Genomic DNA, 26,878 nt, shown 5'->3' with positions numbered 1-26,878 from the left:
CTTATGCCCCTCTCCCGCCCTCTGCCGCCCCAACAGCCCCGCCGCCTCCGAAAACTCCATCCCCAACATTCAGAGCCCCCTCCCAGCCAACACCCACTTTCGTCCCGCCAGTACCTCCCAGCGGTTTGATTTTCCCGCCCTTGCCCGGTAATTTCGATCGCAATATCCCGCCGCCACCATCTTTGACAGAAGTGCCCCAGCTTCCCGGCAGCGCCTCGGAAGATGAAGCAGAGACGCTCAAAAAGATCATAGCCAGTAGAGGCGGACTCCCACTATTTCCAGACGGAGCTCCAGTCTTTACCCCAGAATTCCCAATTGCTGGCAGGAATGTGGGACCCGATGGAGTACCAAAGTTGACTCAAAAAGATCCCAATAAAAGGAATCTCATCGCAGAAACTCCCGAAGAAAGAATCAAGAGGCAACAATTTGAAGAGGGACAGCGACAGCTAGGACAGTCCGGCCAACCGAGTTCAAACTTACCCACCGACAGAGAGACACAGCTTGCGGCTGCAAATACCTATGTTGCTTTGTTTGAGAGATTCAAAAAGGCTTATCCTGACTTGGAAATGACGGGGCCGACTCCTGTTAATGTCCCTTATCCCCTAGCAGCTTGCTCGCAAAAACTCGAAGGAGTAGCAGTTTTCGGAGCAGTTGTCAGCCCTCAAGGTTTGCTCAAGGCCGAGCCTCAAGCGATCGTCCCGACGGGTTACGGCATTCTCGACAATGCTGCTAAAACTGCGATTATTAACCCTTCTCTAACATTTTCTGCTGCCAGCACGCACAAGCTTTACCAAGTAGCTATCCCGTTTAAATACGACGAAAAAGTTTGCAGCGGCATTCCTGTCACCCCATCCACCGCCCCAACCAGGCCCAACCCAGCAGGCCAGCAGCGGCCAACAGTAACCCCGACAGGGCCCAAACCCACAAACCAGCAGCCCTCCCCAGCGCCTGCTGAAGTGAAACCGCAGTTTGAGAAGCCGCCGGCCCCGTCAAACAAACCGAAGCCTGGGGCTCAAACCTCGCCGCCGGTACAAAAGCCCGCGGCCCAACCCTCGCCCTCACCTCAACCGAAACCAGCCGCCGAACAGTCACCTTCTCCTCAACCGCAGCCCGCCGAAGTGTCCCCGCCGGAAGCTGCGCCATCTCCTGCCCCCGAAGTGTCGCCGTCGCCGGAAGCTGCGCCATCTCCTGCCCCCGAAGTGTCACCGTCGCCGTCGCCGGAAGCTACGCCCTCTCCCGCCGCTACCGAAAATTAATGGCTAATGGTTAATTGGGAATCGGTAATTGGTAATATCCAATCTGCTTGCTTCACTATTGTGAGTTAGTAGTTAGTAGGGTGCGTCAGCTTCGATATTTGTTAGTTCTCAAACAAATTTCTACTTGCTGACGCACCCTACTTTCTTAACTGATAATCAAATTGTTTGTCGTCTGCCAGACCCGGACTTTTGACGGCGGTCGTCCTGACTGCAAACCTAATTACCTATTACCTTAACCTCTCAAATGTATTGAACTTTATACATTTGAAATAAGTCGCCACTTTGCTTTTTTACTACCTTAGCGCCAGCAGCTTTCATCATTTTTTCCCAATCTTCTATTGTCTCTAAAAATACTTCTCCGGCTCGATAAGTCTCCAAAATAGCCCAATCTTCTGCTAGAGGAGAATTGGGATTGAGGACATCAAAAACAAAATGGCCGCCCGGTTTTAGTACCCGCTTTACTTCTCCCATAACAATATTCCAATAGTCTATGGGATAGTAACAGCTAAAGCCTGTAGCGAGGCATAAATCGAACTGAGCCTCTTCGTAATTTAACTGGTGAGCGGGGGCCCATTCTACGCCTTTGAACAGCTTAGAATTGAGCTGAGGGCCGCGAGCGTTTAAAGCGTCTCGCGCTGCGCTGCTGATTTCTTGACCGTAAAAATATGCTTCCCAATCCCGCCAAGGGTAGATGAGAAAGCTGACTCCGCAGCCAATGTCTAAACAGCGCTGATTTTTTTGAGGTTTGGCAATTTTCCAGAAGGGAGAAACTGTTTTTGCTTGGAGAGTTCCTGCGACTGATTCCAAGAAAATCGGCATTGATTCGACTTCTTCGGGTAAAGCGAAAGCTTCTCCTCGGTATTCGCGATCGAACCGAGAGGCCACTTGCGACAGTAAAACTTGCCAGCTATCTGATTTTCCTTTAGCAAACCAAGTCTGCTCCTGACCCGCCACTGGGCGATCCGACTTTTTAGACATTCTTGAATTACCTTTTAGAAGCTTTGAGAGCTTTTGTAAAGTTTTGGCGGTAAGGCTTATTAAAAATTAACGCGGGCCAGAGCAGGGACAGCTTCAGGCGATTTGTAAAACTTCTGTCGAAGTTAGTGCGATCGAAACCATTCCAAAATTTCCAAATACCGCCGCCGTAAGCGACTAGCAATGCCAAGCTAATTAACGTACTCATTTAAAAAACCCCTAAGCAATGGATAGGATTTTGGGTCAGCTAGTCAAAGCGCTACTCTTAATCTATCATTTATCAGACGCCAAGCCGCACCGATACCTGTAGCAATTCCACCTTCAGAAAGAGACTTCAAAATCCCCGCCGGTCACAAACTTAAAAATAACACCCCCAAAATAGCTTTCACCGAGCAAGCAGAAGAAGGGACTTCTGCCAAAAGTCGATGATTCTGAGGACGTATACCATTTTAGATTGAAGAATTGAAGAATTAAAGAATTGGGAATGACTGATGAGATAAGGGTTTGGAGCTGACCTACAGTTGCATTCTTTTTTTAAACTGGTATTACCCAACATCCCCTACAAATCCGAACTCGACCGGGGGATTGGTGCGGCGCCGCAAGTTCTAATGCGGTTGAAATCGGTTGCTGTTGGGAGACGGCCTGGTCGATCGGGATTTCCCAGAGGTGTAACTACTCGAAGATATTTAACTAAGAACTGATAGCCGGCGGCCCGCGAATTACAGCAGGCAAACTTTTTCTAGCGGACAATGACGGTAGAGAGCTTTCTAAGCAAGGAGGATTTTATGCGTGCAGTGCTGATGGCTGGGGGGTCGGGAACGAGGCTCAGACCCCTGACGTGCGATTTGCCCAAACCGATGGTGCCGATTCTCAATCGCCCGATCGCAGAACACATTATCAATTTGCTAAAAAGGCATCAGATTACGGAAATTATTGCTACGCTGCACTACCTTCCCGATGTCATGCGCGAATATTTTACTGACGGGGCAGAGTTTGGCGTTCAAATGACTTACGCTGTGGAGGAAGACCAACCGCTGGGTACGGCTGGTTGCGTCAAAAATATTGCTGAATTGCTCGATCGAACTTTTCTGGTCATCAGTGGTGACAGCATCACAGACTTCGACTTAACGGAAGCGATCGAATTTCACCGCAGCAAGCAATCAAAAGCCACGTTAATTTTAACTCGCGTTCCCAATCCGATGGAATTCGGGGTCGTGATTACCGAGGAAAATTACCGCATCAACCGCTTTCTGGAAAAGCCTTCTAGCAGTGAAATTTTTTCCGATACCGTCAATACCGGCACCTACATTTTAGAACCGGAAGTATTGGACTACCTGCCTGCAAATAAAGAGTGCGACTTCTCGAAAGACTTGTTTCCCTTGCTGCTGGAAAAAAACGAGCCGATGTACGGTTACATCGCCGAGGGTTACTGGTGCGATGTCGGCCAGCTTGATGTTTACCGGGAAGCTCAGTACGACGCGCTGCGGGGAAAGGTCAAACTGGATTTGACTTACTACAACCAAGTTCGAGCGGGAGTTTGGGTCGGTCAGAATACTTTTATTGACGATAGCGCGATCGTCGAAGCACCGGCGATGATCGGCAGCAATTGTCGGATTGGAGCCCGAGTTAAAATCGATGCCGGTACGGTGATCGGAGATAACGTGACAGTCGGCGCCGATGCAAACCTCAAACGTCCCATCGTCTGGAACGGAGCAATTGTCGGCGAAGACGCTCACCTTAGGGCCTGCGTGATTTGCCGGAGCACCCGCGTAGACAGGCGCGCTCATGTATTGGAAGGTGCGATCGTCGGTTCTATGTCGATTGTGGGAGAAGAAGCGCAAGTGGGGCCAAGCGTGCGCATCTGGCCGAGCAAAAATATTGAATCCGGCGCTCTGTTAAATCAAAATTTAATTTGGGGAGAACAAGCTAAGCGGAATTTGTTCGGTCAGCGCGGCGTTCAAGGGCTGGCAAATGTGGATATTACCCCGGAATTCGCGGTGAAATTGGGCGCAGCTTACGGCTCGACTTTGAAACCCGGGACTTCGGTATCGGTATCTCGCGACCAGCGGAGCATTTCGCGGATGGTTTCGAGGTCTTTGATCGCAGGTTTGATGTCGGTAGGAATTAATGTGGTCAATTTGGAATCGACGGCAATTCCGATCGCGCGCACGGTTTCGTCTACGCTATCGGTTGCTGGCGGCATTCACGTTCGCATTTCGCCCGATCGATCCGACCACATTTTAATTGAATTCTTCGATATCAAAGGCATCAATATTACTAAAGCTGCTGAGAAAAAAATCGAGGGCGCTTATTTTAAGGAAGATTTGCGGCGGGCTCTAATTCCCGAAATTGGAGAGATGTCGTACTTTAACCAAGCTCTCGACGTTTACAACCGCATTTTTGAGCGGCAGATGAATGTTGAGGCAATACGCTACAGCAATACTAAGGTGGTAATCGATTACGTTTACGCAGTTTCCGGAGCAATTCTGCCGCAAATGCTTGCTAAGTTCGGCTGCGATGCGGTGGTGCTCAATGCGAGTCTCAAGCAGACTTCTCTGAGCAACGGCGAACGGGAATATTTGCTCGACCAACTCGGCCGGGTGGTGAAAGCACTCAGCGCTAATTTTGGAGTGCAGGTGTCGGCTAACGGCGAACAGCTCATTTTGGTAGATGAGTCTGGGATAGCCATTCGCGGGGAAATGCTGACGGCGTTGATGGTAAATTTGATGCTGACTTCTGAACCCAAAGGTACAGTAGTAGTGCCGGTGAATGCCTCTTCTGCGGTGGAGGCGATCGCCCGCCGCTATCAAAGCAAGGTAATCCGCACGAAGGCGAACCCAACTGCTTTGATGGAAGCCGCTAACAGGAACCCGAATGTGGTTTTGGGCGGCAGCGGTCTTATGGGTTTTATTTTCCCGCAATTGCATCCCGGATTTGACGGAATGTTCTGCATTGCTAAAGTGATAGAAATGATGACGATTCAGGAGCGATCGCTCGGACAGATCAAGGCCGAACTTCCCCGCGTCACCCACCGCAGTTACAGCGTCCGCTGTCCTTGGACGGTCAAGGGTTCGCTGATGCGGCATTTAGTAGAAACTCATTCGCCCGATCGTTTAGAATTAGTAGATGGAGTGAAGATTTTTAACTACAGCGACGACAATTGGGTATTAGTTTTGCCCGATGCTAGTGAACCGACCGTTCATATCTTCGCCAACAGCGAGGATCGAGATTGGGTATCTGAAACTTTGAAGGAGTACCGCGCCCTCGTTCACGATTTTGTCAGTCAAGCTGAGGCGGCGGTTCGCCAAGATAAATTTGGTAACGGATAATTGGTATTTGCAAATCGGTAATCGGTAATCGGTGACAACTAATAGCGAAGAGCGCCAAAAAATCAGTAATTACCAATTTGCAATTACCAATTTGCAACTACCACAAGCAAGACACGCAAGTCATCGGTACACGAATAGCTATTTCTTCCTTCTTCTTTCTCCCTTCTTCTCTCTTCCTTCTTTATCCAATTCCCAATTACGCACAGATAACAGATGAATAGCTGCATTTTGATGGCGGAAATAATTCAACAACCGCAACTCCGTTATACTCCTGACAATCAACTTCAAATCGCTGAGATGCTGGTGCAGTTTCCAGGCCCAAAACCGGAAGATCCGCCAGAACATTTGAAAGTGATAGGATGGGGAAATTTTGCTCAAGAAATTCACGAGAAATACCACGAGGGCGATCGCGTGATTATTGAGGGACGGCTGAGCATGAATACGATCGAAAGAGACGGTATTAAAGAAAAGCGCGCTGAACTGACAGCTCAAAGGATTTACAGTGTCGGCGCCGATGCAATGACTGCTGCTCCCCCAAGTAGAACCGCCCCCGAACCGGCTCAAATTCGCGACAGCGCGCCTGCTAATGTGCCGAGCAACGTAGTTCCTATGAGTTCGCGAGGCCGCAGTCCTAACAGCGCTCCAGGTGGCGCTAACCGCACGTCTAGTTCGGATTGGAACTCGCATCAGCCGTCAAATTCTGAGTCCGATCGCCAGTCGGGTTCGTCTAACGAAGCTGACAATCCCGACTACGATCCGATTCCGTTTTAAAAATTAGGGTGCATCACTTTACAACTGGACTGTTAGATCGAAAGTGACGCACCTTAATTTAAGAGCGATCGCACTTGAGGAAAAAAAAGGGCGATCCTCTTCGAGGGCTGCGCTAACGAATTTGGCTCAACTACGAGCTAAATTGCAAATTTTACAGCTCGATCGTCACAATTTTTTTCTTGCTTTTTTCGTCGCGCAGCACGACTGTATTGTAGGGTGATGTATCCGTCCCCAGCGGAATTGGCAGCTTAAAGCTGCTGCTCTTATGCTTAAGTTCGCCTAAATCAATGCTTTTCGTTATATTGCCATCTGTTGCCAGATAAGCGGTAAGTTCGCCTTTATAATCTTCAATCAAAAAGTCTCTGAAGAAAAGGACTTCCCCAGCACCCTCGACATCGATAGCAAGGATGACCGTACCGCTAAACGTTGCGCCTTTTTCTTCTTCATCAACCGTCGCCATTTTAATTTCCGAGGGGTCTTGACCGGACATATCTGACATAAATTTTTTCTCTTGAGCGGAGCGCAATGATTAACAAGAATCGTACCTGACGCTAGGGGCGATCGCAAAACTCTGAGGACGTATTTCTGCATCTGTCTTGCTTCTCTCTAAGGTTAGAGAAGCCCGCAACCGCGAATTATACCACCAATTCTCTCAATTCTTGAGTCAGTAAGTACAGACCGTTAAAATTATCTCTATAATACCCCCAAGTCTCGCAAACACGGCCGCGTTAATTCGATTCGATATTTAGCATCCTTAGTCTGGAGTTTTTAAGTGATTGGGTGGAGAATTAAGGCTGATGTTTTTGATAATTTCAGGGCGATCGCACTTCACTCAAGAAAGGGCGATCGCCCTGAAAAATTATTATTTCCAGTAACGGGTTAAAATCCGCATTACTTCACCTGCGATGGGGAACGCACACTACACATTCGATCGCACTATTTCCACTCCAAAAACTTCTGCAAATTCAGCCGCCACGATCGCCCTAACTCGATCGACCTCAATTCCGGGGATAAACTGCTCTAAACTCCCAACTGGTCGATCGGGAATCCCGCAAGGTACAATTTGCCCAAAACCGGCGAGATCCGGACAAACATTTAAAGCAAAACCGTGCATCGTAATCCAGCGGCTGACTTTAATGCCGATCGCCCCTACTTTGCACCCATCGACCCAAACTCCAGTCATACCGGGAACCCGCGAACCCTTCAACCCGCAAACTTCCAGCACCCTCAGCAGCACTTCCTCCAACTGCCGCAAATACCAGTGCAAATCTTGTTGGTGACGGCGCAAATTTAAAATCGGATACCCCACCAATTGACCCGGACAGTGGTAAGTCACCTCGCCGCCCCGCTCAACTCGGTGCAGTTCCGGCCCAGTTTGACTTGGGTCAAATTTCAGAAATTCCAGCTTGGCTCCCAGTCCCAAAGTGTAAACCGGCGGATGTTCCAGCAAAATCAGGACATCTGGCAAATCTGGTTTGTCGCGGCGTTCTTGCACGAGTTTTTGCTGGATTTCCCAAGCTTGGGAGTAGGGTACTTGTCCCCAATTTAGGAGCAAGCAGGGTTGTGCATTTAACTGTTGAGGGATGAGAGGAGAAATCATGCAAAAAATCAATAGTGTTTTTACGGAATATTGGCGCAGTTTAAATCAAGAATTGTCAACATATAAAAAAAGATTTGGAAGATAAGTGTTTTCTAGAATACATAGTGCTATTGTATAAACTATACCCACGTTACAGAAGGGAGGGAGCTCTATGAAGCTTGTTATCCAGGGTAAGAATATAGAAATCACCGATGCGATTCGCGAGTACGTCAATCAAAAGGTTGAAAAGGCAGTTAGCCATTTTCAAACTTTGACTACTGAAGTGGACATACATCTATCGGTGGCTCGTAACCCCAGGATCAATCCTAAGCAGACTGCTGAGGTAACTATTTATGCTAACGGCAGCGTGATTCGGGCTGAGGAAAGCACGGAAAGCCTGTATGCCAGCATCGATTTGGTTGCCGACAAGATAGCTCGTCAACTGCGGAAATTTAAGGAAAAACGCCACGACAATAAGACCCAGAGTAGTCCCAAAACGGTTACGGTAGTTGATGAACATCCTGTAGTAGCGGATCTGATTGGCGATCGAACTCCCGAACTTCCTGCTGAGGTGGTGCGGACTAAGTATTTTGCTATGCCTCCAATGACTGTGCAAGAAGCTTTGGAACAATTGCAGATTATCGATCACGATTTCTATATGTTCCGTAATGCGGAAACAGGCGAAATTAACGTACTCTACGAACGAAAGAGTCACGGTGGCTATGGAGTTATCCAACCGCGCCACAGCAACGGTAACGGTAATAGCAAAAATGGCAAAACTGCCGAAAGCGCTACATCTGAAAAATCGAGTGTTGCGAAAAGCTAGATAATTGCTGAGTGCTAATTGTTAATGGCTGCAACCCGTTAGCAAAAAAGGACTAAAGCCCGCACTACAAACTCCTGGTTCGTAGTAAGGACTTTAGTCCTTTCTTAGTTTTTTTAGATAATGGTTCGTAGTAAGGACGTTGCTGATATTTCCTAGAGAAAATGGATGAACAATTATGCTATTGGAGTTAAGACAATTGAAGATTCAACCGGGTCAGCAATTACTGGTTGAAGATGTGAACTGGCAACAATTTGAAAGTATTTTGGCGGAATTAGGAGAACGTCGTGCTTCCCGACTTTCCTATAGTAACGGACGGTTAGAAATTATGGTTCCTCTGCCCGAACATGAAAAAGCCAAGGAAATTATTGGCGACATGGTAAAAATTTTGTTGGAAGTACGACAAATAGCATTTGAGTCGTTGGGTTCGACAACGTTGAAAAATGAACGCATGAGTCAGGCTGTCGAACCGGATACCTGTTTTTACATTCAAAATCAAGCAGCCGTTATCGGTAAAAATCGCCTCGATATGAGTATCGATCCGCCCCCAGATTTAGCTATAGAAATTGATCTCACCTCTCGCACGCAGTTGGATAATTATCAAATTCTACGAGTACCGGAACTTTGGCGATACGCACGGCGAGGGCTAAAAATCAACGTCTTGCAAGCCGAACAATATATTGAGTCTGATATGAGTCCCACTTTCCCCAATATCCCGATTGTCGAACTGGTGAATCAGTACACCCAGCAGAGTCAAGTTTCTGGCAGAACCCGCGCTATTCAAGCTTTTAAAAATTGGGTACGGGAAAATCTATAGTCTAAGAGCTCCCGTTTTCACTACAAACCGTTACTTCGCAGTCACGAATTTAGTTTTTTCTTGGTTGTTTAGACAATGAGGACTTTCGTCCTCACTACAAACAATATATTTAAGCAAATCCATCTAACTTTTGATGGTTTCTAAAGTTTTGAGTGCTTCTGCAACGTGTGCTTTGAAGTCTAACATCGAGTCAAAAATATGCTTGACAACGCCTTCTTGGTCAATGACATAAGTTACTCTACCCGGCATAATCCACAGTGTAGCTGGAACTCCGTATAATTGCCGCACTTTGTTGCCACTATCGCTCAGCAGTGTAAATGGTAGCCGATATTTGGTGGCAAATTCCTGGTGCGATTGTGGCGAATCTTCGCTAATTCCTATTACTTCTGCACCTGCGTCTTTGAAGACTTCGTAACTATCTCGAAAAGCGCAAGCTTGGGTTGTGCATCCGGGTGAGTTGTCTTTGGGGTAAAAGTAGACTATGACGTTTTTTTTACCTTTAAAATCTTTGAGGCTGACTGATGTGCCAGTTTGAGATGGTAAGGTAAAATCGGGGGCGGTGTCTCCTACTTTAACTGTCATGTTTTTTTAACTTAGTAGATCTGTTTGCGTGAAAATTTAACTTTTGTTATTGTACAGTTTTTTTGAGCAATAGTTCGCAGTTGCGATCGCCCGATTCGGTATCATCCCATTCTTGCTTTCTGGCACTCCTAAAAAAAACCCTTTTTACAAAATCGAGATGGTGTCGCCGCTTCGCAGTTACGCGGATTAATTCGAGAGGCTTTTTTGAACCGCACATCCACGGAGATTAACGAAGATTCTTATTAACAATGGGAGGGGCGGCGCTGAAGCGTTACTACAAACTTACTTGCTATCGGCCTTTGGTTAAATTTTTTAATTCTCGCCATATTGGAGGAATTTGGCCGGAGTGTGTGCGCGGCTGGGTGAGGATTCCTTGAGTGGGACTGAACAGCAATGATAGCACAAATAATCCCGATGCAACTAAAACGATTGCGGGCCCAGATGGTAAGTTATAAAAGTAGCTGAGATACATTCCGCTAATGCTGGAAATAACTCCGATTATTGCGCCTAAAATCATTACTTGGTGCAGGCGAGTGACTAGGAGATATGCGGTACTTGCGGGTGTAATTAATAGGGACAAAACTAGCACTACGCCAACAGCTTTGAGGCTGGCAACTATTGTGAGGGCGATGAGTACCATCAGTCCGAAGTTGAGCAGGTTTACTGGCAAACCTGTTGCTTGTGCTCCTAATGGATCGAATGTGTAAAATAGCAGTTCTTTGTAAAACAATACTACAACTACTAAGACTACGGCGACAATGACGGCTGTGTCGATCGCATCTTCGGCAGTAACTCCCAGGATGTTGCCGAAAAGAAAGTGGTTGAGGTCGATTTTGTTATCTTTTTGGACGATCGTAATTAGGGTGATGCCGAGGGCGAAGAATGCGGAAAATACGATGCCCATTGCCGCGTCTTCTTTGATTGTCGATCGAGCTTTGATCCAAGCTATGATTACTGTACTCAACACTCCGGCAATGAAGGCGCCGATAAAGATATTTGCTCCGAGGATAAATGCGATCGCCAATCCGGGCAAAACCGAGTGGCTGATGGCGTCTCCGAGCAAAGCCAACCGCTGTACCATTAGGTAGCTGCCGACGATCGCGCAGACGATGCCGACAAGAATGGCAATTACGAGCGATCGCTGCATGAATCCGTACTGCAACGGCTCAATTAAGGTTTGGATCATAAAATTATCAAATCACAGTTAACTAATGACTAACAACCAAAGCAACCCGGTTCGATCTGAGATGTTGCACCATTCTCAATAAGCTTTTTATGAACAGGCAAGATGCCTGTTCCACAAAGAGTGAATTTCCTTGTGGAACAGGCATCTTGCCTATTCTTGAGAATGGTGCAAGATGTGAGTTTGAGCCGAGATTTATCGTTGCCCAACCCAAGATTATCAAATAAACCGCGTTCAACAGTGTAACTCCTAGATTAATGACCAAGAATTTCTTGATGGTACCCGCCACGTGATTTATCCGTCGAATCAATCCAAAATCGAAAATCGAAAATCCTCAAGCCCCCGCATCTATCCGTGGGGCCAATCTAAAATCTAAAATCTAAAATCTAAAATCGATTGACTGCTGGCTAATTAAGCTGCTTGTCCGGCAAAGAACATTACTTGTCCGCCGTAGGCGCGGTAAAGGTTTTCTTGTGTTAGCACTTCTTGGCGGGAACCAGCGGCAATCAGTTCTGTATTTAGCAAAATTAAATCGTCAAAATTGGTGATTGATTCGCCTAAGTCGTGGTTGACTACTAAGACAATTTTCCCGGCATTTGCTAGCTGGTGGAAGATGTCGAAAATGATATTTTGAGTTTTTTGGTCAACGCCGACAAACGGCTCGTCAAAGCAGAAAATAGCGGCTTCTTGGGCTAATGCTCTAGCTAGAAATACTCGCTGTTGCTGTCCGCCGGAAAGTTGTCCGATCGGTCTGTCTTTGTAAGCACTCATGCCTACTCTTTCTAAGGCATCGGCAGCGGTGCGGCGGCTAGCTGCCGAGAAGCGGCGAAACCATCCGGCTTTTCTGACTCTTCCCATCATCACGACATCCCAAACGGTGGCGGGATAGTTCCAGTCAATTTGCGATCGCTGGGGGACGTAGGCTACTGTTTCGAGTCGATCGGCGATCGCTTCTTCGCCCCAGGTAACAGTGCCGCGAACTGCGGGAATTAAGCCCAACATTGCTTTGATCAGCGTGCTTTTGCCGGCACCGTTGGGGCCAATAATACCCGTCAGCCTTCCCGGTTTGACAGAAAGATTGATATCTCTGAGTGCTTCTACCGTGCGGTAGTTTACTGCTAAGTGCTTAACAGTGATAATTTCAGTGTCGGTAGCGCTGTCTTTGAGGTGGCAAACCATTTGAGACCAAGGAGTCTCGTTGGGGAAGGCGGCGGTATTCATGGCGGTGAGTCTATCTCCTTTTTATTAAGTTTACTGTAAAAATGAAAAGAATATGAAATCATCGGTAAATAGGAATAATCTGGAACGCAGGAGAGGTAGATAATGCGGCAGTGCAAGCTCGAAACCCCTCAAACCATAGGTTTGGCGGCGAAAATCTCAAGTAGGTTAAAACTGATATCCACCATTTTCAATAACAGGCAAGATGCCTGTGAAGCGAAGAGTGAGTTTTCTAGTGGGGTGGGCATCCTGCCCGCCCAGAGAAGGGTTGTTGAGAATGGTGCAAGATGTGAGTTAAAACCGACGGCAATTGTGAAGCAACTTTATAAAGGAGAGTTTAGCCGTGAGTCGGGGATTGAAACCGCCGGCCCTGGATCGGACAAGTCCAAGGTATTTTTGATCGGAACTATTGCTTGTGGCATTTTGACTGTGGGTTTATTTAGTTGCGCTCAAACCCAGGGCGATCGCCTCTCTCCAGAGGCAGATGCTAAACCCAAGGTAGTTGCTACCAGCACAATTATTGAGGATTTGACCGATCGAGTAGCGGGAGGCGAAATTCAGCTAACAGGAATTTTGCAGCCGGGAACAGATCCTCACGTTTACGAACCGGTGCCAAAAGATTCTCAAGCTTTAGAACAAGCTAACTTAATTTTGTATAACGGTTACAATTTGGAACCGGGATTAATTAGGATGATGAATGCCGCCGGAATTAAGGCGCGGAAATTAGCAGTGGGGGAAGTTGTCAAGCCTTTGCTACTGAATAAAGAAGGCAATACCGTACCCGATCCGCACGTTTGGGGAAATGTGGAAAATGTAGTTCAAATGGTGGAAGCGATTCGGGATGCGCTAATCGACCTGTCGCCGGAAGATCGGGAGAAGTTTACGCAGAATGCTGTGAAACTTACTGAAGAGTTAAAACGTTTGGATAGTTGGATCGAACAAGAGATTAAAACTATCCCCGAAAATAAGCGCGAATTAGTAACAACTCACGATGCTTTTCAATATTACAGCCGCGCCTACGGATTGGGAAGTGCGGGCAGTTTGATCGGGATTAGTACGGAGGAACAGCCGAGCGCTCAAACGGTGCAAAAGTTAGTAGAATCGGTGAAAGCTGCGGGAGTTCCTGCTATTTTTGCCGAGACTACAATTAACCCGCAACTGATTAGAACAGTGGCGGAGGAAGCGGGGGTGAAATTGGCGGCGCAACAACTTTATTCGGATTCGATAGGGGCGGCCGGAAGCGAGGGCGATTCTTATGTGAAAATGATGTCGGCTAATACTCGCGCCATCGTCGAAGCTTTGGGGGGAAAATACACGCCGTTTGAAGTTAGCAAGTAGCAAGTAGGGTGCCCCGGAAGAGTTTTATTTTCTCTGCGGGGTGACAGCTAGCTGACGCAGCCTACAAGTTTCAGTAGGCTTGCATTGCATAAGTCTTTGATTGATACAGAAACCGCAGATGCAAGGCAGATTAACACAGATAAACGCAGATTATTGAAGGAATTGAAAGCTTGGCAATGCAAGAGGTCTAGTTTACCTGCTTCGACAAAATTAAATTGAGTACGTTCAACTCGTTGGAACTTAAAAGATATTTATCTGTAAAAATTTTTTCTCGACTTTGCTCTAAACTGTAGCTTCTAAACACGATAAATGGAAAGTCTTGATACTTGTGCCCGATCGGCATTACACTATCTACAGGGTAGATCGATCGCACATAAGCCGACAAAATATCCCGAAACCGCCTGTCTTCCGGTTCTTCCAGCCTGCTGTCAGCAAAATACTCTTTCATTTCCTCAGCGCTGACAAAAGCAAACAGTGGTATGGCATAATAGCGATCGAACTGCTGACTCTGCTCTTCAAAATACTGAGTTTTCTCCACATCGCTGTTGATAAATTGCAATAACTCGATCGCACCTCCTCTTATAGCCGATCGTACATTCTCCGGGTACGACTCGCTATCCCTGATCCGATACATTTTTTGCAGCAACTGATTATCTACACATTTCTTGATTTCCTGATGCAGCCGCATCTGGTAGTTTTCCAGCAAATTTTGCTTAGCTAGAGGTACTACCAACAAACTACCACAAACATGACCAATCTCTAGATTATCATAACTTAGCAAACCATCCAGCGGATTACACTTCTCCAAAAACTTACGATTAAAATCCTCCCGCATTTCCAGATAGGAGTCGCCCTTTTGACGAGACTTATCATAATTTGTCAAAACAAACTCCCCGCGACCCAAAAGCTGTTCCAGACTCGTATAAACCTCCTGTAACAACCTATTTCCTCGCTGGCTCTCGCTCTTTAATGTCTTAATTAGAGCAGCCATTTTGCTGCTAAATGTATCCCCGACTGCGGAAACCGACTTTCCGCCAATCGGAATCATCAAAAACTTTTCCCTACCTAAATAACCGTATCCCGAAATTCGCGTCATCACCGCCGTCTTCAGAATTAGCAGTAAATTCAACAAACTCAACTTGCTTTCTTGCAGAGAAAGTTCCGCATCATCAGCGTAATAAACTGCGGTATCAGATAGGTAAAAAACCAATTCTTTGTCTTCACCATCAAGGGTTTTACCTGACTCATCTTCCCCGCGTCCCCGATAAATCACCTGTATGACTTCCATCAGGTTTTTTTCAATCTGGAAGCGCGGAATATCAACTAAAATGTGCTTAGTTTTCGGGAAAGATAACCCGCGACTGCCCGATGCAGTCATAAAGATTACCTTAGCTGTATCTTTGCACTCCTGTATTTTTGCTTTCTCCTCTTCCGAGATATTCGCATGAATTTCTAGATAATCTTCAAACTGATTAAATTCTCGTTCTTTTTGAATTTTATCAATCAATTCTGCCAATCTTCGCTTATTTTGAATATAGACTATAATTTGTTCGACACCAGGTTCCACCAATCGCTGATTGATATCCTGAATTATTTCAGACTGTACCCGTTTTACTAAATCATTATCCTCCTTTAAAGACGCATTTTCATTGTATTTAACAGTTTCTACAAATACCTTGTAAGTTATCTCTAAACTGCGGGCAGGGTAGGAATTGGCATTGATTATCGTTGCAGGTAGCCGTTTAAATTCAAAAGGAGTGACTTGTAAAGGTTCAATAAGATCCGAATTTTTAGCTACTTTTTTGAAATAGATTTTATCCGGTTCTTGAGATGTGTTTTCAAGGTGTTGTTTAACCACATCCGAGTCAACAATCGAAGCATCTGCTACAATAATTTTAGTATTAAAACCGTGCTGTGGCTTGTGCAATTCATGATTTTTAACCATGTTGGCAATTCCGGCTAAAAACAGAACACCACCGTCATCTCCGGTGATTTCATCGATCATAATGAAGATATGTTTGATGCGGCTGGATATTTCTTGCATCTTGGTGGAGATGACTTGTTTATCCCGTTTGTTATAAGTATCTTGAAATATCTGTTCTAAATAATCTAGGGTACTTTGTCGATTTTCTTTCATTCTCAAAGATTGGATGGAAACCGTAGCTACAATATTATTAGAAGCTTGACAGTTGATCAGGCTATAAATTCCATTGCAAATGCTATTTAGCACTCCCATAGTTTTGAGGCTAGCTGGTTCAATTACGGTTTCATTTTTTCTGGCAATTTGTCGCTGGTGGTATTCTTTTGCCTGATTTTCTGGATTGTCTTTGAGAAAATTAACCGTTTTTTGTGCAAAGTTTTCCTTGCGGCTATTCGAGCTATACTTGACTGTACGCTTTCCCGAATAGCTGGCGATAACATCGGAGTTTGTGTTAATACAGAATAGACGATCGTCGCACAGCAAACCAGTATTTTTATCTTGGAATTTTTCGATAATATCCAAGTTTACTTGCTTGCGGGGACTGACGTATAAGAATAAGAAACCGTCATTAATATGGGTTTTCAGAAAATTGGCGATCGCAGTTGTTTTCCCAATTCCCGGATTCCCCGTCAAAAAGATATAAGTTTCATCAGATTGAAGCGCTTTCACAATCAATTCAGCGTGAGCATTCCTCAAATGCAAACCGCGAGCAATTTGCAATTCATCTGCCAGTTTATCTGATATAATATCGATTGAATTAACAAAATTCTCGATTTTCTCTGTATGACATACAGGTTCAGTGGCATTTTTCCCAATTCCTAACAGAGAATCGACAAATTTTCTGCCTTCTTTGAAACTGCGAGCCGCGTTGAGTTGAATCACATCCAAAACTTCGCTGCGAGCATCGCTGATTTCTTGCTTCCTAGATTCATTTTTGTAAATTTCAGAACAAGTTGCTAACAGCTTAAGTTTGTCCGTGCGTAGGGAAATTGTGCTAATATTGCGATCGCCATAACCAACCACATTAAACAAAACCTCAGCATCACTTGAAATTATACCCGTTTGTTGTAGAAATCCATAGAAACTGTGAGCATAGCTACCAGCCTGAATTAACTTAGTGCTTTCCTTATCCTTATACTTAAAAGCTGTAAAAAATCGTTTTAAATCCTCCGAGAAATCCACGCCTAAAGTGCTGGTATCCATCCGCAGATTAGAAAACACACTTTTCGATCGCAAATAGCTAATTTCTCTCATCAAATATTTCCGTATCACCTCTATTTCATTGAGATCCTCCGGTGTGGAAGCTAGCGTCGGAGAAAACACAGACAAATCAACGCAGAGAATTCTAAAATCATTCCCCTGTTGTAAAAAGATGAGCGTATCAGCCTGCAAAAACTCGCCTTTTTTCGAGTAGCGGCGGATGTACAAGTTAATCTCATCATCTGATAAACTAGGTTTGGCAGTTTTTAACTGAGACAATAGCTCTTTAAATGCTTCTCGATCACCCTTGTTATAGGTTCTGATACTGTTAGCATCACTCAAACTGCACTGACAGTACAAAATTTTTAATCGCTGCAAATTCCAGCCAGTAGATTTGACGTAATCCCGGAAAAAATTTAACCCACCAAAAAAGCCTTTTTGGACAAAAAAAAGGCTCCATTTTTCAGCTATTTTAGCATCTAAACTACTCAGTAGACTAGCTTCTCTGATTATTTCCGCCATCATCTTTGGCAATTTGAGATGCTGCAAATCCCGACTGTAAGAATTACCAAAATTGTGAGCTAGCTTTTCCTTTTTAATATATGCCAGAATGCCGATATTGAATCCAACCTCAAACAGCCGTCCAAAATCTTCACTTATCATTATTTTGTACCTCCCTCAGTTACGCTCAATACTTCTCTTACCTTATTCAAAAAAGCCAGCGAGTTAAACTCGGCACTCCCGCCTCCATGACTAAACACAGATAGAGTACCAACTGAATCATCGCCGATAATATGAGCGTAGGGATCGAGTTTCAAACTAATTTGTTGACGGGCTTCATACCTAGAAAAGTGGAAGATGGTTAAATAGTGCAGTAAAGTATCTTTAATTTCACCATCGTACATCAGACCTTGGCGAATATCTTGGTCATCCAGAATGCCGTCGTATATATTCAACAGTGTCGAGTAAGAAATCACACCGTTGTAAAAGTTCTTTTCCCCTTGCTCTACTTTGATACCATTAAACAAATTAAAAAACATCACAGCTTGTTGACTGGGATCTTTTGATAAACTTTCCAGTTCCGTTGTATCCTGAATGTAGAAAGATTCTCCCTTGTGTTGTTTAGGACTGCGGACGTAATATTTATCAAAAAATACCGGATAAATCCTGATATCTTCTCGCTCTCCTTTCAACGTTTTGATTAAGCTTTTCGACATGAAAAACAATTCCTCATCTTCATCCGTCTGGGTAATATGCAGCGTGCTCGTATAAGGTGCTTGTGCAATATATAGGAAATTGCAATATCCATATTTATATAGCTGGTTGACAGTATCTTCGAGGATTGACGGCTGACTGTAAAGGTGTTGAACGCTGTAGTTTTCTGACAAAGTTTTCAGCATTCCGACTTGAATTGTATCCTCTGATAGGCGTTTAATTCCCGCAACTTCGCCTAATAAACAGGTTTTTCTCTGAAAGCGATCGCTATTACCTTTTCTTGCATCGCTTTCGCAACTTGATACGACAATAATTGCTAAATTGTCCAACTCTGGAGATAGTGAAACATTCCGAAATTTAAACTTTTTAGGCAATATTGAGTACAGGGAACTCAAACCGTTGCGAATACTGTAACCATTCGGTTTTTGCTTGACGCGAAAGCCTTGAGAAGTCGAGCGGTATTTTTCACTAAACAGATGAGACAATGTTTTAGAAACGTTAGCCATAAACTTTTCCGACGGCGAAGGGTTATTCTGGTCGCCTTCGTGAAGTCTCACCATCGGAATAAACAAATTCTTTTTCTGATTGTGTAACAAGATTTGCAGGCAAATATAAGACAGCAGCGAAACACAAAATTTGTAAACAAATGCTGCATCTGGTTTCAAACCGTCCTTGCTGTCTAAACGTTTATTGTTATAACGAAACAACAGCAATTTATACTCCTTGGAAAAACTGCTGTTATATACATTCATCAGACTTTCAGGAACCCAAAGTACAGGCAAAGTATCGATGTCCTTAATGTTATATTCTATGCTGAAATTCTGGAATTCATCAGTAGGGAAGTAGCGGACATCTTCGATTGTGATATTGACTGGTAGCTGACAGATAGCTGTTTCGTTGATGCTCGATTGTTCGACGGCGATATACTGGAGTGATTGTTTGGGATTTTGTTGCAGAACATCAGTGAAAAATCGACCAGTCGTTAAAGCGTTATCGATGTCTTCGAGGATGCCTCTTTTGATGCTGATATGTCGCGGTTCTGTGCGAGTTGGCAAAATTGTTTGCCTATCTATAAAGTCTTTCAAGAATTGCTTGAGACTGTTGATTTTAAATTCTATATTATATTCAGTTAGCCCTCTTTTGATTCCTCTAAATATCGCCTTTTTCTTTTCTTCATCAGAACCTCTGAGTACAGAAATTACTGATTCAAAGCTTTGTCTAGGATCGTAAGTTAATTCAGATTCAGGGTTGTAATCCGGCGCTAAAGGATTGCTCAGAGAAGCAAATACAAAATAGTACAATAATGCTATTTTTAATACCTTGCGAATAAAGGTTTCGCTAGTGTAACTATCGGCTAATTCGGCTTTGTGTTCCTCACTTTCAGGATTGAGCAAATTCAGGTTATAATCAAATACAGGTTCACCGCCGCGGGCTTGAACTTCATTGCCAAATTTCAGTTTTAAACCAAAAATATATTTACGTTCGTTCAAATGGCTGTCTGTGGTTTCTCCTAAATAACCTGCTACAATCGGAATGATGGGAAGTGCATCTAAGACTTCCGCTCTGGAAAACATATCTCTGTAGTTAACAGTGACACCAGCATAATTGACATTATAATAGCCGTCATCTTTTGTGCGATCGCCAATGTATGCTTCGAGCAACCTAATCCGCCGGACTAAGTCTTCTAAATAGACGATTCCCACACTATCTGTGCTACTATTGCGAATGTTTTCTAGCAGATACTCCAAATAGGTAATCTTAGCTTCTTTATTCAGCTTACCGAGAGTTTCTTTGTCTACCAGTTTGAGCAACTTATGGAAATCAGAATTTTTATTTTGCACCATCTCATCAAGCAGATGATGCAGTTCTTTCTTATCGCTTTCTGTATCAGCCTTTTCATCAATGTAATTCTCTAAACCCTCCTTCAGTTGTTGTTGAAAGATGTCTGAATCTCGCACAGTAATCGTCAATTTATGCAGCTTCAAAATTGCCGATGTCCCAACAGTATTTGGGCGCTGCAAAGTTAGCTTCTTTTTTGCTGAGGTAGGAGAAGATTTGGCAAAATCGTATTTAAAACCTAATTCTTTACCGTTTCCCTGAAAACACTGTGATTCTAATGGCTCAATTAAGCTAGATACGAAATTTTCAATAGCATCATTCCCACCCACAACAGAGGCTAAATGTTGTCGCACATATTGTCGGATTTGTCTAATTAGATTGCCAAATTTAGTTTCCACTTCCGCCGGAAAATTAACAGTAGCAGAACGTGCGAGGCGTTCAAAAGAACCCAAAGTCGGTGGCGCATTCAAACTCGATATTTGAGTAGCTACCGCGTCAATATCTATTAGTAAACGACGCCGATCGCCCGAAACGCTAAACGGATTGTTTCCCTGCAAAACTTCTAAAATCTTGTCCAGCAAATCGCCATAGTCTACTGGAACTAAATCGTTGTCATCCAATCTTAAGATGTTCACCCTGCTAACCCCTTCAAAAAGCTTGAATCCACTCTTTCACGTCGTACTCAGTCCAAACCCCATTTACCCAATAAGGATCGGCTTCCACCAATTGTCGCACGGCCGCCTCATCTTCCGCTTCGTAAATTGCAAAAACTTTAGTTAAATCTTTCGTGGGCCCGATCGTACTTAACACACCCGATTCCTTCTGCTTAGCCAATCCGGCTAAATGAGCGTCTCGAAACGGAGCGCGTTTTTCGATAACGTCTTCGCAGTAACTTCCCCACATCACATATTTGGTCACGATTTTGAGCCTCAGATAAATTTGTTTAAAAGTTATTGTACAATAAGAGTAAGAGGATTTAACGAAAATTTTAAGAATAAGATTAATGAGCCGCAGAGGTCGCAGAGGGCGCAGAGGAAGAGGGTAAACAGAGATGATTCTTAGATAGGAGAAGATTGCTATGACTTTATTAGACCTTCGTTTGTTGACGGTTCAAGAGTATCACCGCATGGCAGAAGTTGGTATTTTTGAGGAAGATGAACGAGTAGAATTATTGGCAGGACAAATAGTAAAAATGGCAGCAAAAGGAACAGCACATGGTGCAGCGGTGAAACGCACAGAGAAGTTACTGGAAAATCGTTTGGGAAATCGAGTTTTGGCGCGGCTGCAAGATCCTGTTCGGTTAAATGATTACTCGGAACCTGAACCTGATATTGCTGTAGTTGTACCCGATCCACTTTACTATGAAGACCATCATCCAACTCCTTCTGAAGTTTATCTGATTATTGAAGTAGCCGATACTACGCTGAGAACAGATTTGGGGATTAAAGCGACTATTTATGCTCAATCTGGAATTGCTGATTATTGGGTTTTGGATGTTAATAATCGGCAACTTCACGTATTTCGAGAGCCGAATCAAGATGGTTATCAAAGTATAGTAGTTCTTGGGGATGATGCGAGCATTTCTCCTTTGCAGTTTCCCGATATTTCCTTTATGGTTCGGGATATGTTGCGGCCATTGGTGACAATTTAATTAACGTTAAAAATTTAGTCCGGCAGGGGTTGAAATCCCCGCCTCAAAGCTGAAGTCCTCTCAAGAGGACTGAAGAGTTCATTAGTTAGCAATTATGCACTTGAGACGGTTTTACTGCAACAATTTGAGATTCTTCGCTTTGCTAAAAATGGCAAATTTACCTTGTAATCCGTAAGTCTTGTTAGTCCTCTTGAGAGGACTTTAGCTTTGAGCCAGGGAATTCATTCCCTGGCGGTTTCCATTAGTGAGTAGCGGCCTCTTTAGCTTCTCAAACTAACGCCGAATTTCTCTACTAAAACATCGCGAACTTTTTGTTGTGCTGGTTCGACATCAGTTTCGCTCAAAGTTCGATCGCCCGCGCGGTAAACTAACCGAAAAGCCAAACTCCGCTGGCCCGCCGGTACGTTGTCGCCCCGATATTCGTCGAACAGTTCCACCGAATCCAGCAAACTACCCGCCGCCTTTTTCATCGCACTTTGCATCTCAACAACCGCAACCTCTACAGGCGCGAAAAACGCAATATCTCTGTCAGAAGCGGGGAAACTCGAATAACCCGCAAACTTGCGAGTCGAAATGCTCGATCGCCCTAATTCACCCAACAGCACCGCTAAATCTAATTGAAACACGTAAACCTGCTCAGGCAAATCCTTTTCTTGCTGCAATTGCGGGTGCAACTGTCCAAAAACTCCTAAATGTTTCCCGTTTAACGATAACGCAGCGGTGCGACCCGGATGCAAGCGTGTATTCGAGGAATCGCTTTGATATTCCACCGACAAACCCAACTCTTGAAATGCGCTTTCCAAAATACCTTTTGCCTCAAACCAACTCAAAGGTCGATCGCGCCCTCCCTGCTGCCATTTCCACACAGTCGGATCGCCGCCGATAATCCCCGCTACTGCATCAGCTTCCTTCATTGCATCCCCATCTTTCCAGAAAATGCGGCCGACCTCAAAACCGTTTAGCGCCCCATTTCCCTGTTCCAAATTGTACCCGAAAGCATCAATCAAACCCGACAGCATTTCTGTCCGCAAAGCCGAATACTCCACAAACAGGGGATTCGCCAGCACCACCTGATTGTCTCCCTCAGTTTTCACCAAAGAATAGTGCATCAGTTCCGTCAAACCTGCCGCCCGAAAAGCCGATCGCACATTCCGAATTGCCGCATATTCTGGTGACAGATAACCGGGTTCCGTTTTGCTAGGCAAAGTATCGCAGAAATTGTCATAACCGTGGAGTCTGGCAACTTCTTCAATTAAGTCAATTTCCCTTTCTAAATCGCGGTAACGGTAAGGAGGAACGGCGATCGCAAACACCCGTTCTTTTTCCGTCGGCACAACTTCGCAGCCCAAAGCTGTGAGAATGTTTTTTACCTCTTCCGGTTCCAGATATTTAGAACCGCCCGTTTGTCCTCTTTTCAACTGTCCCAAAACCAGATTTACTCGGTCTAAACGCAATTCGAGCGATCGCGAAAAACTCAAATCATCGCCGGAAGTCGCAGTTTTCTGAACCGTTGCAGCGCCTCCAGCCAACTCCAAAATTAAAGCTACAGCGCGGTTGCAAGCAGTCGTCAAAGCCGCCTGATTCACCCCCCGTTCGTAGCGGATCGATGCCTCGCTCCGCAAGCCTTGAGCGCGCGCAGAACGGCGAATCGTTGCCTGGTCAAAAATCGCTGCTTCCAAAACTAAATTTTGCGTTCCTTCGTGAACTTCCGTATCTTCGCCGCCCATTACCCCAGCTAAGGCAACAGGTTTGTCGCTAGCAGTAATTAACAGATTTTGAGCTTGCAAATTGCGGTTTTGTCCGTCCAAAGTTTTGAAGGATTCCCCTGTTTTAGCAAAGCGGACGCCAATGCTGATATCTTGAGTACCCGTGAAAGATTGCAGGCGATCGCGATCGAAAGCGTGCAGCGGCTGACCCCATTCCAGCAAAATGTAATTAGTCACGTCAACCACATTATTAATCGGCCGCACTCCCGCCGCCTGCAACCGCTGCTGCAACCAAGCTGGAGAAGCAGCAATTTTCACACCTTCAATTGCCGTGCCGATGTAAATCGGGCATCCTTGCGGTTCCGATATTTCTACTGCCAAAGCAGGACTTTCTTTGCCCTGAATCGCCACACCATTCGCTTCGGGAATTCTCAAACTCGCCCCAGTCAGCGCCGCCACTTCCCGCGCTACACCCACCATGCTCAAAGCGTCAGCACGGTTGGCAGTTGCTGTCAAGTCTAAAATCACGTCGTCTAAACCCAAAAGCGGGCGAATATCGCTGCCCAATTTGGGATTTTCTAACTCGAAAATGTGAATGCCTGCTGACTCTTTAGCCAGTCCCAATTCTGCCAGAGAACAAATCATTCCTTCGGAAGGAACGCCCCGCAATTTAGCAGGTTTAATCTTTAAATCAATAGTCGGCAGAAAAGTTCCGACAACAGCGACAGGCACGTAAATGTCTGCTCTAGCGTTGGGTGCGCCGCAAACAATATTCAAAGCTTGTGAAGAGCCGACATCCACTTGACAAACTCTCAATTTGTCTGCATTCGGATGCTGTTCGCAGGCGATGATTTTGCCCAAAACTACACCGCTTGCCCAAGGGCGGCGGTCTTCGATTTCTTCGACTTCAAACCCGGCCATTGTCAGGGTTTCGGCTAATTCTTCCGGGGATATCGACACATCCACCAATTCCCGCAGCCAGTTTAGAGAAATACGCATAATTTAGTCAGTAGTTAGTTGTCAGTGCTCGGTAGTTATTAGTCATTAGTCTGCGCCGGCAGGCTTCGACTGTGCAGTCACAGAATTGATTCGGCAAAGCCTTTATTACCATAATAATTTAATTTTGTCAATAGTTTTGTGGTATACATAAGCAAAAACGAGCGATCGGTCACTTATGTTGATGGCTGCTGGGGGGATTAGTAACATTCTCATTCAGATAATGAGGTATGCTAGAAATATCTCACAGTGCAAAGATCTATATTTCGGACAGTTTTTGATTGCCAACCTTAGAATAAGGGTTTCAAGGCGATTCGGCAAGTTCGCTACCAACGGAAAATCGAGGGTGTCAGATTACTAACTAAAAACTGTCCGGACTCTTGAAAGCTCACCTAAGTGTAGGAAGACTTTACACAAAAAAGGACAAATTTAGCAAGTCTTTAAACTATTTTCAAGGATCATCCACAGAAAAAACTCACAGCAGCTAGATAATCAAAATAGGGAAAAGATATCTGCCTAAAAGACTTAGGTGCAATTCCAATTCGCAACCGGACGCACGGCCCGCTGACAACTGATAGATCAGTATTTCTACCAGAAGCAGGAACAGGCAATTTGTGCAGTCAAGCGACGCTGGCAAAATCAGAAAAACATAGGCAAACTCAATTAACATGAGCTACTGCGTAAATCCGGGCTGTCCCCATCCTCAAAACCCTGCTGACTCTATTCTTCAGTGTCAGACTTGCGGTGCGCGGTTATTGCTGCGCGCTCGCTACCGAGTCACTGAACCTTTAGGACAAGGAGGTTTTGGAGCTACATTTCTGGCAAAAGACATATCATTGCCCGGTCAACCGAGTTGCGTGGTTAAGCAACTGCGACCCAGTAGTTCGTCGCCGCGAGTTTTAGAAATGGCGCGGGAATTATTCAAGCGAGAAGCGAAAACCCTCGGTCAACTGGGCGACCACCCGCAAGTACCGAGGCTGCTAGACTATTTTGAAACCGAACAGCAATTTTACTTAGTTCAAGAGTATGTTAAAGGCTCGACTTTGAAACAAGAAGTCAAGCAGTCAGGCCGTTTCAACGAATCGGATGTTAAAAATTTTCTATTAGAAATTCTGCCAGTAGTGCAATATATCCACAGCCAAGGAGTAATTCACAGAGACATCAAACCCGCAAATATTATTCGCCGAGTTCAAGACAGCCACTTAGTTCTGATTGACTTCGGAGCGGTAAAAGATCAAGTCAGCCAAACAATATTATTAGACCCCGCCGACCAAAGCGCCAACACGAAATTTTCAGTCGGCACATTTAGTTTCGCTCCCCCGGAACAAATGGCGCTGCGGCCGATATTTGCCAGCGACATCTACGCTGTGGGCATGACTTGCTTGTACTTGCTCACAGGAAAGTCGCCCAAGGATTTAGATTTTGATGGAGTAACTGGCGAAATTGTTTGGCAGCCCCACGTTCAGGTAAGCCCAAATTTTGCACGGATTCTCGAAAAAATGCTCAAGCCGATGGTTGGCCACCGCTTCCAATCGGCAGCAGATGTCCTCAGAGCTCTCTCGGGCCAATTTGAAGACCCAACTCTGATGGACGGCTTGGCAACTCAATTCAACGGCTCTTCTCGTACAGTTGAAGAACCGACAATATTTAATGATGCGGGTTCTTCGTGGTCACCGCCTCAGAACAAAATCAATCAAGATTTACGATCGAACCAAAGCCGCATTGGTAGAACTTCCTTTAGCCAATCCGGGAACACGGGGATGCAGCCCAGAGTTTCCCGAACTCTGGCTGAGTCCGGCAGAACTTTCGGAACGGTTGGACCTTCCAGCGACAATTTAGCAGGGCCAAAGGTAACGAAAGCTGTTGTTAAGTGGGACACCAACAGCTTGCGAGCGGCATATTTTAAAGGCAAGCGCGATTTTGCTGACTGCGAACTGTCTGGCCTGCAACTGCAAAAATTGCAGCTAGCGGGGGGGAATTTTTATCAGGCCAGGTTGGTGAAGGCAAATTTGCAAGCAGCGGATTTGTCGGGGGCAAATTTGGGTCACGCGAGGTTAATTAAAGCGAATTTGCGAGATGCTAACTTGACTGAGGCTTATTGCAGCACTGCCAATTTTGAAGGCGCGGATTTCCGAGGTGCTGACTTGACGGGGGCTTATTTGGCTAAGGCGAATTTGCGGGGAGCAAATTTGTGCGGGGCGAATCTTACCAACGCTACAGTTTCTGAGGAACAATTGGCAATGGCAAAGACCAATTGGCTTACTGTTAAGCCGGATGGCAAACGGAGTTTTGGATTTTAAGAAGTCATTAGTCATTAGTCAGCACTCATTAGTTAGTGGGTAGCTGCTACGAATAACAGTCAACAGTCAACAGTCAACAGTCAACTCCCCACTCCCCACTCCCCCAGTCAGGTGAGTCG

19 protein-coding genes are annotated in these 26,878 nt (G+C 45.1%); 8 read left to right on the top strand and 11 right to left on the bottom strand.

All coding sequences use genetic code 11. From position 1 onward, the window contains the following. Nucleotides 1-1,256, top strand: a 1,256-nt coding sequence (locus E5S67_RS11130; protein ID WP_172187102.1) for a hypothetical protein, incomplete at its 5' end; no start/stop codon positions are given. Nucleotides 1,257-1,496: 240 nt separating this feature from the next. Here E5S67_RS11130 and E5S67_RS11125 read toward each other — a convergent pair. Both E5S67_RS11125 and E5S67_RS11120 read right to left on the bottom strand, forming a co-directional pair. Next, a complete protein-coding gene (locus E5S67_RS11125) occupies nucleotides 1,497-2,234 on the bottom strand; it encodes a class I SAM-dependent methyltransferase (RefSeq protein ID WP_172187101.1) in 738 nt (245 codons plus the stop codon). 7 nt (nucleotides 2,235-2,241) lie between these two features. Further along, nucleotides 2,242-2,439, bottom strand: coding sequence for a hypothetical protein (locus tag E5S67_RS11120; protein WP_172187100.1), 198 nt, complete (start codon nucleotides 2,437-2,439; stop codon nucleotides 2,242-2,244). Nucleotides 2,440-3,016: 577 nt separating this feature from the next. Between E5S67_RS11120 and E5S67_RS11115 the strand changes: the two genes are divergently transcribed. Together E5S67_RS11115 and E5S67_RS11110 are read left to right on the top strand one after the other, a co-directional pair. Further along, nucleotides 3,017-5,560, top strand: a complete 2,544-nt coding sequence (locus tag E5S67_RS11115) for a mannose-1-phosphate guanyltransferase (RefSeq protein WP_172187099.1) — start codon at nucleotides 3,017-3,019, stop codon at nucleotides 5,558-5,560. Between the two features lie 213 nt (nucleotides 5,561-5,773). Beyond that, entirely contained in the window at nucleotides 5,774-6,331 is a 558-nt protein-coding gene (locus tag E5S67_RS11110) for a single-stranded DNA-binding protein (protein WP_172187098.1), read from the top strand. A gap of 151 nt (nucleotides 6,332-6,482) precedes the next feature. On the opposite strand, the gene E5S67_RS11105 is transcribed toward E5S67_RS11110, so the two are convergent. Both E5S67_RS11105 and lipB read right to left on the bottom strand, forming a co-directional pair. Beyond that, complete coding sequence (locus E5S67_RS11105; RefSeq protein ID WP_172187097.1) at nucleotides 6,483-6,830, bottom strand: hypothetical protein; 348 nt, start codon at nucleotides 6,828-6,830, stop codon at nucleotides 6,483-6,485. A gap of 420 nt (nucleotides 6,831-7,250) precedes the next feature. Continuing rightward, entirely contained in the window at nucleotides 7,251-7,931 is a 681-nt protein-coding gene (gene lipB, locus E5S67_RS11100) for a lipoyl(octanoyl) transferase LipB (RefSeq protein ID WP_172187096.1), read from the bottom strand. 151 nt (nucleotides 7,932-8,082) lie between these two features. On the opposite strand from lipB, the gene hpf reads away from it, so the two are divergent. Both hpf and E5S67_RS11090 read left to right on the top strand, forming a co-directional pair. After that, nucleotides 8,083-8,736 (top strand): ribosome hibernation-promoting factor, HPF/YfiA family, encoded by a 654-nt coding sequence (gene hpf / locus E5S67_RS11095; RefSeq protein ID WP_172187095.1) that lies wholly within the window; start codon nucleotides 8,083-8,085, stop codon nucleotides 8,734-8,736. A 175-nt stretch (nucleotides 8,737-8,911) separates the two neighbouring features. Further along, on the top strand, nucleotides 8,912-9,550 hold the full coding sequence (locus tag E5S67_RS11090) for a Uma2 family endonuclease (protein ID WP_172187094.1): 639 nt from the start codon (nucleotides 8,912-8,914) through the stop codon (nucleotides 9,548-9,550). Between the two features lie 123 nt (nucleotides 9,551-9,673). On the opposite strand, the gene E5S67_RS11085 is transcribed toward E5S67_RS11090, so the two are convergent. The 3 genes from E5S67_RS11085 to E5S67_RS11075 form a co-directional block, all read right to left on the bottom strand. Beyond that, nucleotides 9,674-10,132: a peroxiredoxin gene (locus E5S67_RS11085; RefSeq protein ID WP_172187093.1), complete on the bottom strand. Its 459-nt coding sequence runs from the start codon at nucleotides 10,130-10,132 to the stop codon at nucleotides 9,674-9,676. 289 nt (nucleotides 10,133-10,421) lie between these two features. Then, on the bottom strand, nucleotides 10,422-11,318 hold the full coding sequence (locus E5S67_RS11080; RefSeq protein WP_172187092.1) for a metal ABC transporter permease: 897 nt from the start codon (nucleotides 11,316-11,318) through the stop codon (nucleotides 10,422-10,424). 408 nt (nucleotides 11,319-11,726) lie between these two features. Further along, nucleotides 11,727-12,536 (bottom strand): metal ABC transporter ATP-binding protein, encoded by an 810-nt coding sequence (locus E5S67_RS11075; RefSeq protein ID WP_172187091.1) that lies wholly within the window; start codon nucleotides 12,534-12,536, stop codon nucleotides 11,727-11,729. 102 nt (nucleotides 12,537-12,638) lie between these two features. Between E5S67_RS11075 and E5S67_RS11070 the strand changes: the two genes are divergently transcribed. Next, on the top strand, nucleotides 12,639-13,871 hold the full coding sequence (locus tag E5S67_RS11070; protein WP_172187090.1) for a metal ABC transporter substrate-binding protein: 1,233 nt from the start codon (nucleotides 12,639-12,641) through the stop codon (nucleotides 13,869-13,871). A gap of 187 nt (nucleotides 13,872-14,058) precedes the next feature. On the opposite strand, the gene E5S67_RS11065 is transcribed toward E5S67_RS11070, so the two are convergent. The 3 genes from E5S67_RS11065 to E5S67_RS11055 are packed head-to-tail and all read right to left on the bottom strand — an operon-like array spanning nucleotide 14,059 to nucleotide 21,024. Further along, entirely contained in the window at nucleotides 14,059-17,715 is a 3,657-nt protein-coding gene (locus E5S67_RS11065) for a helicase-related protein (RefSeq protein ID WP_172187089.1), read from the bottom strand. Beyond that, on the bottom strand, nucleotides 17,715-20,741 hold the full coding sequence (locus tag E5S67_RS11060) for a hypothetical protein (RefSeq protein WP_172187088.1): 3,027 nt from the start codon (nucleotides 20,739-20,741) through the stop codon (nucleotides 17,715-17,717). The genes E5S67_RS11065 and E5S67_RS11060 overlap by 1 nt, the downstream gene beginning before the upstream one ends. 13 nt (nucleotides 20,742-20,754) lie before the next feature. Beyond that, nucleotides 20,755-21,024, bottom strand: coding sequence for a YciI family protein (locus E5S67_RS11055; protein ID WP_172187087.1), 270 nt, complete (start codon nucleotides 21,022-21,024; stop codon nucleotides 20,755-20,757). Nucleotides 21,025-21,184: 160 nt separating this feature from the next. Between E5S67_RS11055 and E5S67_RS11050 the strand changes: the two genes are divergently transcribed. Then, nucleotides 21,185-21,757 carry a Uma2 family endonuclease gene (locus tag E5S67_RS11050; protein WP_172187086.1) on the top strand — a complete coding sequence of 191 codons (573 nt, stop codon included), beginning with the start codon at nucleotides 21,185-21,187 and terminating at the stop codon, nucleotides 21,755-21,757. A 260-nt stretch (nucleotides 21,758-22,017) separates the two neighbouring features. Here E5S67_RS11050 and pheT read toward each other — a convergent pair whose 3' ends face one another. Continuing rightward, complete coding sequence (pheT, locus tag E5S67_RS11045) at nucleotides 22,018-24,462, bottom strand: phenylalanine--tRNA ligase subunit beta (RefSeq protein WP_172187085.1); 2,445 nt, start codon at nucleotides 24,460-24,462, stop codon at nucleotides 22,018-22,020. 665 nt (nucleotides 24,463-25,127) lie between these two features. Between pheT and E5S67_RS11040 the strand changes: the two genes are divergently transcribed. Next, nucleotides 25,128-26,759, top strand: coding sequence for a serine/threonine-protein kinase (locus tag E5S67_RS11040; protein ID WP_172187084.1), 1,632 nt, complete (start codon nucleotides 25,128-25,130; stop codon nucleotides 26,757-26,759). Nucleotides 26,760-26,878: the final 119 nt, after the last annotated feature.

It is taken from the genome of Microcoleus asticus IPMA8, assembly GCF_013179805.1.
GTDB lineage: Bacteria > Cyanobacteriota > Cyanobacteriia > Cyanobacteriales > Microcoleaceae > Microcoleus > Microcoleus asticus.
The sequence above is the reverse complement of the archived record's forward strand: the minus strand, read 5'-3'. Positions and strand labels throughout refer to the sequence as shown.